Here is a 13,434-nt window from a genome sequence, read left to right as displayed (position 1 = left end):
CGCCTTGACCAGACCCCGGCTGGAGTTGGTCGAGGTCAGCAAGGTCTACCGCGGCGGCCATCGGGCCATCGATGCGGTCACGCTGAGCATCGGTCCTGGGCTGCTCGGGCTGCTCGGCCCCAACGGTGCAGGCAAGTCGACCTTGATGCGGATCGCTGCGACAGTGACCCGCCCCACCACCGGCCGGGTGGTCTTCGACGGCACCGACGCCGCGGCGCACCCTGAGGCGCTGCGCCGGAGCCTGGGCTACCTGCCGCAGGACTTCGGGGTGTACCCGAACCTGACCGCGCGGGAGTTCCTGTCCTATCTGGCGGCCGCGAAGGGGCTATCGGCCCGGTCGTCGCGGGCCCAGATAGGGCAGCTGCTTGAGCTGGTGAACCTCGACCGTGACCTGAAGCGTCCCCTGGGTGGCTACTCCGGGGGGATGCTGCGGCGGGTCGGCATCGCTCAAGCCCTGCTCGGTGACCCCAAGGTGATCATCGTCGACGAACCCACAGCCGGCCTGGACCCCGAGGAGCGGGTACGGTTCCGCAACCTGCTCAGCGACCTGGCCACCGACCGGGTGGTGGTGCTGTCCACCCACATCGTCTCCGACGTGGAGTCTGTAGCCGCAGACATCGCGGTGGTCGCCCAGGGTCGGCTGCTACGGCGCAGCGCCCCGAACGACCTCCTCCACGAAGTCGCCGGCCAGGTGTGGGACGTGGTGGTCGCCCCGCACGACGTCACCGGTGCGCGAGCCGGATACCCGATCACCCGGATGATGCGCACGGCTGACGGGGTCCGGCTGCGCGTCCTCTCACCCGTGCCGCCGGCCGCTGACGCGGTGCTCGTCGCTCCGGACCTGGAGGACGCCTACCTCGCCATCACCACCTCTGCGCCGCGCACAACACCCGAGGCTGCCACCGGCGGCCAGACCGGTTTCGGGCCGTTCTCCCGCCCGCAAGGGGGCGTGCGGTGACGGTGCGGCTGTGGTCTTTGGCGGTCGGGGACTTCCGTGACCGGGCCCGCCGACCGGCGTACGCGGTCACCCTGTTGGTCGCGGTCGCGCTCGCATACCTGGCGGCGCCCGCCGGGGACGCCAGGTGGACGATCCTGGATGTCGGGGGCTACCGAGGGGCTTACAACAGCGCCTACATCGGCGTCGCGACCGCACTGGCCAGCGCCCTGTGGCTGAGTCTCGGCGGCTTCTACGTCGTGCGCAGCGCCGTCGCCCGCGACGAAAGCACCCGGGTCGGTCAGCTGCTCGCAGCCAGTCCGCTTCCCGCCCCGGCCTATCTGGCAGCCAAGTGGCTGAGCAACATCATGGCTCTGGGCTCCATGGCGGCCGTCGTCGCGGTCACCGCCGTGGTGATCCAGCTGGCCCGCGGGGAGTCGAAGGTGGTGGATCCTCTCGCACTGCTAGCACCGTTCGTGGTGGTGGCCCTGCCGCTGCTCGTGGTCACCGCGGCGATGGCGGTGCTGTTCGAGACCACCCCGGTGCTGCGCGGTGGGCTGGGCAACGTGGGATGGCTAGCCGTCGCCACCGTTACCGCGATCGCCGGACAGTCCCCGTCGGCGCCGCTGGGCGGCCTCGGGGTCGGGGCTGCTACCGAGTCGATGGCCGACGCGCTGCAGGCGCAGGGCGTCGACATCGAAGGGCGGCAGTTCAGCTTGGGCCTGACCTACCAAGACGCCCCATTGCAGGTCTTCACCTGGGACGGAGCCGATTTCTCCGCGGGCTTCCTGCTCAGCCGGGCCGGCCTGGTCGTGATCGCCACTGTGGCCGCACTGCTGCCGGCTGTGTGGTTCCACCGCTTCGACCCCGCCCAGCAGCAGCGGTGGTCGCGACCGGCGTCCCCCGGTGGGGCCGAGACGCCCGGTCAGCCGATTCTGGATGCCCCGGCCGCCATCGGCGGCCGTGGTGTCGATCCTCGGCCGGGCCCTCAGACTGCGAGCTCGGCGGTGCCGATGGGCGGCCGGTCGCGGGCCCGCGGCGGTTCCGCCGGCCTGCTCGGCGGTGAGCTGCGGATCCTGGTCCAAGGGGTCTCCTGGTGGTGGTGGGTGGTGGTGGCGGTCCTGAACGTCACAGCGCTGGTCTTGCCAGCCGATACGGTTTCGGTGGCGCTGCTGGCCACCGCGGTGTGGCCGGTGCTGGTGTGGTCCCGGCTGGGCACCCAGCGGTTCGAGAACGGCGTCGAAGGGCTGCTGCATGCCTACCCGCGGCCGCGGCGGCGGCGGCTGGCCGAATGGGCATCCGGGACCGTCCTCACGGTCGTGGTCAGCGCCGGCCCCGGTCTGGCGATGCTGCTCACGGGCGACGGCTCAGGTGTCAGCGCCTGGGCCGCGAGTGTCCTGTTCATCCCGTCGCTGGCGCTGGCGTTGGGGGTGCTCACCCGTACCCACCGCAGCTTCCAGGTCGGCTACCTGCTGCTGTGGTACCTCGTCGTCAACGGGGTCGCCGGGGTCGACTACCTGGGCGCGGTGCGGGTAGATGGGCTACCTGGCGGCCCGCCGTCGGTGGTGGTGGCGGTGACCGCCGCCAGCCTGCTGACCATGGCGGTGGGCGTCGACACGGTGCGTGCCCGCGGGTCGACGCTGCCGAACCGGTGGGCACGACGACAGGCGCGGGCGTGAGGACAGACTCCCCTGTCACGGGGCTGTAGCGTCGCGCAGGTGAGACCGGAATCCGGCTGGCCCGAGCAGGCATGGCGGCTGCCGTGGACCTCGCAACCCTGGCGGGCGCTGGCGTACCTGCTGGTCAGCACATCGTTGCCGGCGGTGGTCGCGGGCACGGTGGCCCTGACCGCGGCCGCGGGCTGGCGTACGTTGCTCACGGTCGGCGTGCCGGTCGGTGGGACCTACCTCATACTCGCCGCCCTGACCGCCCCGCTGCAGCGGCGGGCCGTCACCTTGCTGCGTCGACGCCCGGTGCCCGACCCTCACCGCAGCCGTGAGCAGGCAGCCGCCCTAGCCGGCGCACGGGCTCGCCTGGGAGAACCCGCCACCTGGCGCGAGGTCGGGCATGCCGTGATCAGCGTCGCCCTCAGCCCCGTCGACGTCCTGGTCGTGGGGATGTGTGCCCTCGCGCCGGTGCTGCTCGCGGCACCGCTGCTGATCGACGACGGTCCGCTGGCCCTGGGCCCGGTCACCCTCACCACACCGACGCGGGCGTGGATCACCGCAGGCGCCGGCGCCGTGGCCATGCTCGGCGGCGCCTACGCCGTCACCGCCCTCGCCAGCGGCCACGCACGACTGGCCCGGGCGCTGCTGGGTCCTCGGGGCGAGGAGCTGCGCCAGCAGGTCACGGACCTGACCCGTTCCCGACTGCGGCTGATCGACGCGTTCGATGTCGAGCGGCGACGCATCGAACGGGATCTGCACGACGGCGCGCAACAGCAGCTGGTCACGCTGGCCATGACCTTGGACCTGGCCCGGATCGAGCTGGAGGGCAGCCCGAACGCGGAGGCTGCGCGCCTGGTGCGGCAGGCGCACGACCAAGCGACCGCCACCATCACCGGACTTCGCGAACTCATCCACGGCATCCACCCCCCGGTCCTGACCGAGCTGGGCTTGCCCGCGGCGGTACGCGACCTCGCCGACCGGTCAGCCCTACCCGTGAACGATGTTGTCGACCTGCCCGGCCGGCTGCCGCCCAGCGTGGAGAGCGCGGCGTACTTCGTTCTCGCCGAGGCCCTGACCAACGCGGCCAAGCACAGCGGCGCCACCCAGGTCAGCGTCGGAGTCCACCTGGTCGATAACGTCCTCGAGCTCGAGATCGTCGACGACGGGGTGGGCGGCGTCGACCCCGATCGAGGGACCGGCCTAGCGGGTCTCGGCGACCGGGTCTCGGTCGTCGGTGGCCGGCTGAGCCTCGCCAGCCCACCCGGTGGCCCCACCAAGGTTTCCGCGACCATCCCTCTCCACCGCAACGCCATCGGAGAACTCTCCTCATGAGGTCACCCACCCCGACCACGTCTGCCGAGCCGGCCACGATCGTGCTCGCCGAGGACAACGCGCTGCTGCGCGAGGGACTGGCCGGAGTGCTCGAGCGCTTCGACTTCACCGTCCTCGCCGCCGCCGGGAACGCACCCGAGCTCCTCCACGCGGTAGCTCAGCACCGTCCGGACCTGGTCCTGACCGACGTGCGGATGCCGCCCGGCTTCCGCGACGAAGGGCTGCGCGCGGCCCTGGAGATCCGGCGCCGCCACCCCGGCCAGCCGGTGGTGGTGCTCAGCCAGTACGTGGAGCAGACCTACGCCGCCGAGCTCCTCACCACCGGGGGCAGCGGAATCGGCTATCTGCTCAAAGACCGGGTCAGCGATGTCCGTGCCCTCGTCGCCGCCCTGCACGACGTGCGCAGTGGCGGCACCGTTATCGACCCCGAGGTCGTCCGACGCCTGCTGTCACGCCGCCGCGACCCCCTCACCCGGCTCACCGCGCGGGAACGAGAGACCCTCGCACTGATGGCCCAGGGCCGATCCAACGCCGCCATCGCCGCTGAACTCGTCGTCACCGAAGCCACCGTCGCCAAGCACATCCGCAGCCTGTTCGACAAACTCGACCTTCCACCAACCGCCGACCACCACCGTCGCGTCCTCGCCGTCCTCACGTACCTCCAAGGCGAGCACGACATCTGACCGGCGTATCGCGGTGCGCGCCTGAACGTTCCAGTGACGACGGCGGCAAGCGGCCGGCGTCCCCTGACACCCCTGACACCTGTCATGGTCAGGTCCTGACAACGGCGCTACACACTCACCGGTCGGCTCCCACACGCTGGAAGCATGACAGCGAAGCAGATCGGGACGGCGCCTGCGCCGTCGAACCAGACTCCCGTACGGACCGATCCGGTGACCTCGGGGTCGGACCCCTCGGCCGAGACCGCGGTGCCCGCGATCGCGTTGAAGGGACTCACCAAGTCCTACGGGTCGGTGCAGGCCGTCCGCGGCCTCGACCTCACCGTCGCCCCCGGCGAGATCGTGGCCTTCCTCGGCCCCAACGGGGCAGGAAAGTCCACCACGAACGAAATGATCCTCGGGATGGCCAGGCCCGACAGCGGGACCGTCCGCGTCTTCGGGCTCGAGCCGCACGCCGCCGTGCGGTCCGGCCGCGTCGGCGCCATGCTGCAGGGCGGTGCCCTGCTGCAGGAGACGACCACGATGGACGTGCTGCGGCTGATGCAAGGGCTGCACGCCCATCCGCTCTCGATCGCCGAGGTGGTCGAGCGGGCCGGAATCGCCGACTTCACCACGACGGCGACCGACAAGCTGTCCGGCGGTCAGGCCCAGCGGCTGCGCTACGCGCTCGCCATCCTGCCCGACCCGGACCTGCTGATCCTCGATGAGCCGACCGTGGCCATGGATGTGGAGATCCGCCGCAGCTTCTGGGCTTCGATGCGCGACTTCACCGGCGGCGGCAAGACGGTGCTGTTCGCCACCCACTACCTCGAGGAGGCCGACCAGGTCGCCGACCGGGTCGTCGTGCTGGCTTCCGGTCGGGTCGTCGCCGACGGCACCGGCGCCGAGATCAAGGGTCGAGTCGCTGGCCGGACGGTGAGCTGTAGCAACGCCGGCCTGGACCGGGCGGCGGTGCAGACCCTGCCCGGCGTCGTGGGCGTGGGCGAACAGCGTTCGCGGCTGCTGATCCATAGCAATGACTCCGACGCCACGCTCCGTGCCCTGTTGGCTCAGTTCCCCGGGGTCAGTGACCTCGAAGTGACCTCGGCCAACCTCGAAGAAGCCTTCCTTGCCCTCACCTCGAACGGGAGCGACCAATGACCACCGCAACGACGACACCGACCACCCGTCGGCACACGAGTGCCGCGGCGACGATGCCGGCCGCGCTGCACTACACCCTCCACTCAGTACGGCTGTCGGCCAAGAACATCAGCTTCTTGATCTTCTCCATCGGCATGCCGGTGGTGCTCTATGTGCTGTTCGACAAGATGTTCGGCGGCGCGGACGACGGCAGCGGAGTCAACTGGGCCGCCATCTACATGGCTTCGATGGCGGCGTACGGTTCGCTCGGCGCGGCCATGAGTGGTGGCGCCCAGCTGGCGGTGGAGCGGCGCTCCGGCTGGTTCCGGCAGCTGATGATCACCCGACTGCCGGCTCAGTCGTTCCTGCTGGCCAAGGCCGCGGTGATCATGGTGCTGGTCCTGCCCGCGCTGGTGCTGGTCTTCGCTGCCGGGTTCGTGGTCGGCGGCGTCCGGGCACCGGTCCTCAGCTGGCTGGCGGCGCTGGCACTGATGTGGCTCGCGCTGATCCCGATGACGATTCTGGGTGTCACCATCGGGCTCTGGGTCAAGGCCGAAGCGGTGCAGGGAGTCACCACCTTGCTGTTGCTGGTGCTCGCCATGCTGGGTGGCCTCTGGTTCCCGGTGCAGATCATGCCCGACGCGATGCGCGGCATCGCCCACACCCTGCCGTCCTTCTGGCTGGCCGAGCTGGGCCGCTATCCGTTCCTGCCCGGTGCGGCTTTCCCGTGGACCGGGGTCGGGGTGCTGCTGGCCTGGTCGGTGGCGCTGACGGTGATCGGGGCCCTGGGTTATCGTCGGGCAGCGGCGACCAGCAAGCGCTGAGCCCGAGGTCGGCGCAGACGGAGGACGAGATGGCCAGAACCGCCTTCGGGGCCTTGTTCGCCCCGCTCCGCCGAGAGGACGACGAGGACCCCGACGCCGCGCCGGGGTCGTACGTCGGACCGGACGCGGCGCCGCCGTTCACCTGGCGCCGCGCCCGTCAGAACATGATCTGGGTCTACGGGCTCGGGTTGATCTTCCTCATCTTCGCCATCGAGCCGCTGACTGCCGGCTCACCCAGCGGGATCCAGCTGGCCGGCCGGATCGTGCTCGTGGGCGCGATCGCGGCCGTGTATGTCGGAACTGCCTGGATGTGCGACAGCCCGCTATGGGCGCGGTGGTGCTACCTCACCGGTTTCGTGGCTCTGCTCGCCCTGACCGGCACCTACAGCGGCTGGGGATGGGTGAACTTCGGGGTCTACGTCGCCATCCAGCTGGCCATGATGATGCCCTGGCGACAGGCCCGGATCGCCATCCCGCTGTGGGGCGGGGTATTGCTGGTGGTGGCCGGTTGGCTGGGGGACTGGGTCCCTGCCGCGATGGGCCTGATCGGCATCGCGGTTGGGATGTCGACCGGCGGTGGGATCTACAGCGGACGGGTGGCGCGTCGGCTGGACCGGGCCGAGCAACGGGTGTCGGTGCTGGCGGTGGCGGCCGAACGCGAGCGGATCGGCCGTGATCTGCACGACATCCTGGGTCACTCGCTGACCGCCATCTCGATCAAGTCGGGACTGGCCCGCAAGCTGGTGGACCACGACCCCATCGCGGCCAGAGACCAGATCGTCGAAGTGGAGGAGATCGCGCGGCAGGCGCTGGCCGATGTCCGTGCCACCGCGTCAGCCATCCGCGAGCTGAGGGTGGCCACCGAGATCGCCGGCGCGCGTTCGGTGCTGATGGCGGCCGGCATCGAGGCCCGGACCCCGACGGCGATCGAGCCGATGCCACCCGAGAGGAGCGAGCTGTTCGGTTATGTCGTCCGGGAGGCGGTGACCAACGTGGTGCGCCATTCCGCTGCCACCACCTGCACCATCACGGTCAACCCCGCTGAGGTGGTGGTGACCGACGACGGGGTCGGCCTGGCCTCGGCCCCCGACCTCACTCCCGCCGGGGCAGCAGCGGACGCGGCCCGCTCGGACGGCACCGGGTTGCGGGGCCTGGCCGCGCGGATGGCCGAAGCCGGGGGCGTGCTGGAGGTCCAGCCCGGTCCCGCAGGTGGGGTGGTACTCCGGGCCCGGGTCGCCGCGGTGCCAGATCGCGGCAGCCGGCCAGGAGCCGCGGTGCCAGATCGCGGCCGCCGCCCGGCAGCCACTCGACCGGCAGACAGCGAAGCCGCGGGCCTGCGGCCGGGGGTGCTGGAATGATCCGCGTGCTGCTGGCCGACGATCAGGCACTCATCCGCGAGGCGTTCGCCGCGCTGCTCGAGCTCGAACCGGACATCACCGTGGTCGGCAAGGCCGCGGACGCCCGGTCGGCGGTGCTGCTCGCTGCGGAGCACCGCCCTGACGTGGTCCTGATGGACATACAGATGCCCGGGCCGGACGGGTCCGGCGACGACGGCATCACCGCCACCGCAGCCATCACCCGGGCGCACCCGGGGATCCGGGTCATCGTGCTGACCACCTTCGGTCGCCCGGGCTATCTCCGGCGGGCGATGGAGTCCGGCGCGGTGGGCTTCATGGTGAAGGACGCGCCGGCCGAGCAGCTGGTGGAGGGGATCCGCCGGGTGCATCGCGGTCTGCGGGTCGTCGACCCCGCCCTCGCCGCCGACAGCCTGAGCATCGGCTCCTGTCCGCTGACCGACCGGGAGCGGGAGGTGCTGTCGGCGGCCGGACGGGGTGGCTCCACCGCTTCGGTGGCCGCCGCGTTGTTCTTGTCCGAGGGCACCGTCCGCAACCACCTGTCCGCCGCGATGGGCAAGCTGGGTGCCGCCTCGCGGGCCGAGGCCGTCCGCCTGGCGACGGAAAACGGTTGGTTGACCTGATTAGAATGGCGTCCGTAAAGGGTACGACGGGCGCGCTGGTGGTGGGGAGTGCGCCGATGACGCGCACCCTCAGGAGCACCGACCATGACGACCCCGACCACCGACCGGCCTGACCTCGCCGGCGAACGTACCTCCTTCGCTGCCCTTCCCGCGGCCACCGGCCGGAGCTTCCTGCCGCTGGCCCTGGTGGCCCGGCTGCCCGGGGCGATGCTGCCGATCGGACTGCTGCTCTACGTCAGCGACATCACCGGTTCGTTCGGTGTCGGCGGCCTGGTCGTCGCCGCCCTCAGTCTCGGCGGGGCCGTCGGCGGGCCCGCGGTCGGCGTCTTGGCCGACCGCTACGGGCACCGCCGGGTGGGTCTGGTCACCGCGGTCGTCGGCGCGGGCTGGCTGGGCTTGCTGCTGGCGATCGGTGGTCGACGACCCGAGCTCGGCCTGCTCCTGGTCCTCGCCGCGCTGATCGGGGTCAGCAGCGCCCAGATCGGTTCGCTCGCGCGGGCACGCTGGGTGTCGGTGGCTCGGTCCCGGGCGGACCGGCCCCGGTTCGTGTCGACCGCCATGGCCTACGAGGGCGCGGCCGACGAGGTCTCCTTCGTCGTCGGGCCGGTGCTGGTCGGCACCCTCGCGGGTCTGCTCGGTCCCGGCACCGGGCTGGCCGTCGCTCTGGTGATCGGCCTGGCCGGACAGGTCGGCTTCGCGCTGCATTCGACGGCGCTCCCCGGCGGCGCCCGAGGGGGCACCGACACCGCCATCCCCGCACGGCTTCCGGTTGGCCGGCTGCTGCCGCTCGTCGTCGCCGTGGGTGCGGTCGGCATCGTCTTCGGCTCCACCCAGACCGGACTGGCCGCTGCCCTCGATGTCCGCGGACAGAGCGCGCTGCTGGGCGCCGTGTACGCCTTTCTGGGGATCGGCAGCGCCGCCGCGGGTCTGCTGACCACGCGGATCCCGGACCGGGTGGCGTTGCGGTCGCGCATCTTCGGCGGCGGCGCGCTGCTGACCCTGCTCGGTGTCGGCCTCGCGGTGGCGGTCGGTCCGGTGTGGCTGGCCGTGGCGTGCCTCGGCCTCGGCGTCGCCGTCGGACCCGTGCTGGTCAGCGGCTACGGCCTGGCCGAGCAGGTGGCACCGCCGGAGCGGGGGACCACGGTGATGACGATCCTCGCCACCGCCACGGTGGTGGGTATCGCCGCCGGTGCAGCGCTGGCCGGCCAGCTGATCGACCGAGGCGCCGTGTCCGCCGCGCTGGCCCTGCCCAGTGTCGCCGGGCTGGCGGTGCTCGGTGCCGCAGTGCTGATCCGCCGGCCGGGGCCCCGGTGAATCCGGCCCGCGCCACGCCCGGGATTCGACCTCGCGCCGACACCCCGCTAAGTTGGAGGACGTTGTGTCAGAGGATGCGGCCGAGGCAGATCACCGATTTGCCCTGACCGGTGGACTCTGACAGAATCTTTGGGTTGCTCCGACGGAGTCGCCGGGGTGTGCCGTGCAGCCTGTGCAGGTCAGTTGATCTGCCGGGCTGTTCAGTCGTCAAGACTGGGCCGCCGAACCGCGAGACTCCCGAAAGCCTGGTTCCCTGAGAACCGGGCGCCTCCCTGGCCTGACAGGAAACTGTGGGCTGTGTGCGTCCAGAAGGCGCGACACGCCCGACCTCGGGGGTCGGAGCACTGCGAGACATTAGCCGGTAGTACGAGAAGAGGGACGAACTGTGGCGGGACAAAAGATCCGCATCAGGCTTAAGGCCTATGACCACGAGGTCATCGACTCCTCGGCGCGCAAGATCGTCGACACGGTGACGCGTACGGGTGCCAAGGTTGCGGGCCCTGTGCCGCTGCCGACCGAGAAGAACGTGTTCTGCGTGATCCGTTCTCCGCACAAGTACAAGGACAGCCGCGAGCACTTCGAGATGCGTACGCACAAGCGGCTCATTGACATCATTGACCCCACGCCGAAGACCGTCGACTCGCTGATGCGGCTCGACCTGCCGGCTGGTGTCGACATCGAGATCAAGCTCTGAGGGATCAGATAATCATGAGCGAACGCAAAGTGAAGGGGCTGCTGGGCACCAAGCTCGGCATGACCCAGTTGTGGGACGAGAACAACCGCGTCGTCCCCGTGACCGTCATCCAGGCCGGCCCCTGCGTCGTGACCCAGGTCCGCACGCCCGACTCCGACGGCTACAACGCCGTCCAGCTGGGCTTCGGTGCGATCAAGGCCAAGAAGGTCACCCGCCCGTACGGCGGCCAGTTCAAGAGCGCCGACGTGACCCCGCGCAAGCACCTGGTCGAGATCCGGACCAACGACGCGTCCGAGTACACCCTCGGCCAGGAGATCAGCGCTGAGCTGTTCGAGGCCTCCGAAGTGCTCGACGTGACCGGCGTCAGCAAGGGCAAGGGAACCGCGGGCGTCATGAAGCGCCACGGCTTCCACGGCCTGCGCGCCAGCCACGGTGTGCACCGCAAGCACCGCTCGCCCGGCTCCATCGGTGGCTGCGCCACCCCCGGTCGCGTCTTCAAGGGTATGAAGATGGCCGGTCGGATGGGTGTCCAGCGCGTCACCGTGCAGAACCTCACCGTGCATGCTGTCGACGCCGACCGCGGCCTCATCCTGATCAAGGGCGCCATCCCCGGCGCCCGGGGTGGCCTGGTCGTGCTGCGCAGCGCCGCCAAGAAAGGAGACGCAGCATGAGCGAGACCCGCACTGTTGACGTCCTCGACGCCCAGGGCACCAAGAGCGGCTCCGCTGAGCTGCCCGCCGAGCTCTTCGACGTCACCGCGAACATCCCGCTGATCCACCAGGTCGTCGTGGCTCAGCTCGCCGCTGCCCGTCAGGGCACGCACTCCACCAAGACCCGTGCCGAGGTGCGGGGCGGTGGCACCAAGCCGCACCGTCAGAAGGGCACCGGCCGCGCCCGCCAGGGCTCGATCCGTGCGCCCCAGTACGTCGGCGGTGGCGTGGTCCACGGACCGCAGCCGCACGGCTACGCCCAGCGGACGCCCAAGAAGATGATCGCCGCCGCCCTGCGTGGCGCGCTGTCGGACCGGGCCCGCGACGGTTTCGTGCACGTGGTCAGCGACCTGGTCGCCGGCGATGTGCCCTCCACCAAGACCGCGCTCGCCGCGATCGCGGCCGCGACCGCCAGCCCCAAGGTGCTGGTTGTCATCCACCGTGACGAGGACCTCGCCTGGCTGAGCCTGCGCAACGTCATCTCGGTGCACGCCATCGCGGTCGACCAGCTGAACGCCTATGACGTGCTCGTGAACGACGAGGTGGTCTTCACCGCCGCCGCGCTCGACGCCTTCGTCAACGGACCGGTGTCCGGCAAGTCCGCCAAGGCGGTTGCCACCAGCACCGAGGCCGAGGCGAGCAGCGAGCCCACCAACGAAGAGCTGGCTGCTGAGGAGTCGAAGTGAGCAACGCACTCAAGATCCGTGACCACCGCGACGTCCTGCTCGCCCCCGTGGTGAGCGAGAAGAGCTACGGGCTGCTGGACGAGAACAAGTACACGTTCCTCGTCTCGCCCGACGCCAACAAGACCGAGATCAAGATCGCCGTCGAGGCCATCTTCAAGGTCAAGGTCACCGGTGTGAACACCATCAACCGTCAGGGCAAGAAGCGTCGTACGCGCGCCGGTTTCGGGAAGCGTCCCGACACCAAGCGTGCGATCGTCTCCGTCGCCGACGGTGAGCGCATCGACATCTTCGCCGCCCCGGGCGCCTGAGCGCGCACGACTGAATAAAGGACTAGACCTCACATGGGTATCCGTAAGTACAAGCCGACAACGCCTGGCCGTCGTGGCAGCAGCGTTGCCGACTTCGTCGAGCTGACCCGGTCCACCCCGGAAAAGTCGCTGTTGGTCCCGAGCAACAAGACCGGCGGCCGCAACAACACCGGGCGGATCACCACGCGTCACATCGGCGGTGGCCACAAGCAGGCCTACCGGCTGGTCGACTTCCGTCGCTACGACAAGGACGGCGTCCCGGCCAAGGTCGCTCACATCGAGTACGACCCGAACCGCACAGCGCGGATCGCTCTGCTGCACTTCGCCGACGGCGAGAAGCGCTACATCATCGCGCCGCTGGGCCTGGGTCAGGGCTCGGTCGTCGAGTCGGGGGAGTCCGCCGACATCAAGCCCGGCAACAACCTGCCGCTGCGCAACATCCCGGTCGGCACCACGGTGCACGCCGTGGAGCTGCGTCCCGGCGGCGGCGCCAAGATCGGCCGTTCGGCCGGTGCCTCGGTGCAGCTGGTCGCCCGTGAGGGCAAGACCGCCACACTGCGGATGCCGTCCGGCGAGATGCGCCTGGTCGACGTCCGCTGCCGCGCCACGGTGGGGGAGGTCGGCAACGCCGAGCAGTCCAACATCAACTGGGGCAAGGCCGGCCGTAACCGCTGGAAGGGCAAGCGCCCGACCGTCCGCGGTGTCGCCATGAACCCGATCGACCACCCGCACGGTGGTGGTGAGGGCAAGACCTCCGGTGGTCGTCACCCGGTTTCTCCGTGGGGCCAGGCCGAGGGTCGCACTCGTAACAAGAACAAGGCGAGCAATCGCCAGATCATCCGCCGTCGCAAGTCCGGCAAGAAGCGCTGATCGGGAGCCTGAGGAAACATGCCACGCAGCCTGAAAAAGGGTCCCTTCGTTGATGACCACCTCGCCAAGAAGGTCGAGGCTCAAAACGCCAAGGGAACGAAGAACGTGATCAAGACCTGGTCGCGCCGTTCGATGATCGTGCCCGACATGATCGGTCACACCATCGCCGTGCACGACGGTCGCAAGCACGTCCCGGTCTTCGTGACCGACTCCATGGTGGGACACAAGCTGGGGGAGTTCGCCCCGACCCGCACCTTCCGTGGACACGAGAAGGACGACCGGAAGGCACGCCGCCGCTGAGGCGGCGGGCGCGAAAGG

Annotated in this window: 15 protein-coding genes; all 15 read left to right on the top strand. The window is 70.3% G+C overall.

The window, feature by feature from the left end; genetic code table 11:
• Nucleotides 1-4: 4 nt before the first annotated feature.
• The 15 genes from AC1XX3_RS03430 to rpsS all read left to right on the top strand — a co-directional run bounded on the left by AC1XX3_RS03430 (nt 5) and on the right by rpsS (nt 13,416).
• Nucleotides 5-958 (top strand): ABC transporter ATP-binding protein, encoded by a 954-nt coding sequence (locus AC1XX3_RS03430; RefSeq protein WP_483319674.1) that lies wholly within the window; start codon nt 5-7, stop codon nt 956-958.
• Entirely contained in the window at nt 955-2,613 is a 1,659-nt protein-coding gene (locus AC1XX3_RS03425) for a hypothetical protein (RefSeq protein WP_483319673.1), read from the top strand. The genes AC1XX3_RS03430 and AC1XX3_RS03425 overlap by 4 nt, the downstream gene beginning before the upstream one ends.
• Before the next feature lie 39 nt (nt 2,614-2,652).
• A complete protein-coding gene (locus AC1XX3_RS03420; protein WP_483319672.1) occupies nt 2,653-3,933 on the top strand; it encodes a sensor histidine kinase in 1,281 nt (426 codons plus the stop codon).
• Nucleotides 3,930-4,616, top strand: a complete 687-nt coding sequence (locus tag AC1XX3_RS03415; RefSeq protein ID WP_483319671.1) for a response regulator transcription factor — start codon at nt 3,930-3,932, stop codon at nt 4,614-4,616. The genes AC1XX3_RS03420 and AC1XX3_RS03415 overlap by 4 nt, the downstream gene beginning before the upstream one ends.
• A gap of 144 nt (nt 4,617-4,760) precedes the next feature.
• A complete protein-coding gene (locus AC1XX3_RS03410) occupies nt 4,761-5,753 on the top strand; it encodes an ABC transporter ATP-binding protein (protein WP_483319670.1) in 993 nt (330 codons plus the stop codon).
• On the top strand, nt 5,750-6,556 hold the full coding sequence (locus tag AC1XX3_RS03405; protein ID WP_483319669.1) for an ABC transporter permease: 807 nt from the start codon (nt 5,750-5,752) through the stop codon (nt 6,554-6,556). Before AC1XX3_RS03410 ends, AC1XX3_RS03405 begins: the two co-directional genes overlap by 4 nt.
• 29 nt (nt 6,557-6,585) lie before the next feature.
• Nucleotides 6,586-7,914 (top strand): sensor histidine kinase, encoded by a 1,329-nt coding sequence (locus AC1XX3_RS03400; protein WP_483319668.1) that lies wholly within the window; start codon nt 6,586-6,588, stop codon nt 7,912-7,914.
• Complete coding sequence (locus tag AC1XX3_RS03395) at nt 7,911-8,534, top strand: response regulator transcription factor (protein WP_483319667.1); 624 nt, start codon at nt 7,911-7,913, stop codon at nt 8,532-8,534. The genes AC1XX3_RS03400 and AC1XX3_RS03395 overlap by 4 nt, the downstream gene beginning before the upstream one ends.
• An 84-nt stretch (nt 8,535-8,618) precedes the next feature.
• On the top strand, nt 8,619-9,848 hold the full coding sequence (locus tag AC1XX3_RS03390) for an MFS transporter (protein ID WP_483319666.1): 1,230 nt from the start codon (nt 8,619-8,621) through the stop codon (nt 9,846-9,848).
• 385 nt (nt 9,849-10,233) lie between these two features.
• Complete coding sequence (rpsJ, locus tag AC1XX3_RS03385; RefSeq protein WP_012923688.1) at nt 10,234-10,542, top strand: 30S ribosomal protein S10; 309 nt, start codon at nt 10,234-10,236, stop codon at nt 10,540-10,542.
• Between the two features lie 11 nt (nt 10,543-10,553).
• Nucleotides 10,554-11,213: a 50S ribosomal protein L3 gene (rplC, locus tag AC1XX3_RS03380; RefSeq protein WP_483320204.1), complete on the top strand. Its 660-nt coding sequence runs from the start codon at nt 10,554-10,556 to the stop codon at nt 11,211-11,213.
• A complete protein-coding gene (rplD, locus tag AC1XX3_RS03375) occupies nt 11,210-11,938 on the top strand; it encodes a 50S ribosomal protein L4 (protein WP_483319665.1) in 729 nt (242 codons plus the stop codon). Before rplC ends, rplD begins: the two co-directional genes overlap by 4 nt.
• Nucleotides 11,935-12,246 carry a 50S ribosomal protein L23 gene (gene rplW, locus AC1XX3_RS03370; RefSeq protein ID WP_483319664.1) on the top strand — a complete coding sequence of 104 codons (312 nt, stop codon included), beginning with the start codon at nt 11,935-11,937 and terminating at the stop codon, nt 12,244-12,246. Before rplD ends, rplW begins: the two co-directional genes overlap by 4 nt.
• 33 nt (nt 12,247-12,279) lie before the next feature.
• Nucleotides 12,280-13,116: a 50S ribosomal protein L2 gene (gene rplB / locus AC1XX3_RS03365; protein ID WP_483319663.1), complete on the top strand. Its 837-nt coding sequence runs from the start codon at nt 12,280-12,282 to the stop codon at nt 13,114-13,116.
• Nucleotides 13,117-13,134: 18 nt separating this feature from the next.
• A complete protein-coding gene (gene rpsS, locus AC1XX3_RS03360) occupies nt 13,135-13,416 on the top strand; it encodes a 30S ribosomal protein S19 (protein ID WP_483319662.1) in 282 nt (93 codons plus the stop codon).
• The last annotated feature ends 18 nt before the right edge of the window (nt 13,417-13,434 follow it).

The sequence above is a fragment of the Microlunatus sp. M237 genome, assembly GCF_056896895.1.
The sequence above is the reverse complement of the archived record's forward strand: the minus strand, read 5'-3'. Positions and strand labels throughout refer to the sequence as shown.

What these genes read in the sequence shown, in the direction of transcription:
- rpsS (WP_483319662.1), top strand. Translation starts at nt 13,135, where the DNA reads ATGCCACGCAGCCTGAAAAAGGGTCCCTTCGTTGATGACCACCTCGCC.
- AC1XX3_RS03390 (WP_483319666.1), top strand. Translation starts at nt 8,619, where the DNA reads ATGACGACCCCGACCACCGACCGGCCTGACCTCGCCGGCGAACGTACC.
- rplD (WP_483319665.1), top strand. Translation starts at nt 11,210, where the DNA reads ATGAGCGAGACCCGCACTGTTGACGTCCTCGACGCCCAGGGCACCAAG.
- AC1XX3_RS03400 (WP_483319668.1), top strand. Translation starts at nt 6,586, where the DNA reads ATGGCCAGAACCGCCTTCGGGGCCTTGTTCGCCCCGCTCCGCCGAGAG.
- AC1XX3_RS03395 (WP_483319667.1), top strand. Translation starts at nt 7,911, where the DNA reads ATGATCCGCGTGCTGCTGGCCGACGATCAGGCACTCATCCGCGAGGCG.
- AC1XX3_RS03410 (WP_483319670.1), top strand. Translation starts at nt 4,761, where the DNA reads ATGACAGCGAAGCAGATCGGGACGGCGCCTGCGCCGTCGAACCAGACT.
- rplB (WP_483319663.1), top strand. Translation starts at nt 12,280, where the DNA reads ATGGGTATCCGTAAGTACAAGCCGACAACGCCTGGCCGTCGTGGCAGC.
- AC1XX3_RS03415 (WP_483319671.1), top strand. Translation starts at nt 3,930, where the DNA reads ATGAGGTCACCCACCCCGACCACGTCTGCCGAGCCGGCCACGATCGTG.
- AC1XX3_RS03405 (WP_483319669.1), top strand. Translation starts at nt 5,750, where the DNA reads ATGACCACCGCAACGACGACACCGACCACCCGTCGGCACACGAGTGCC.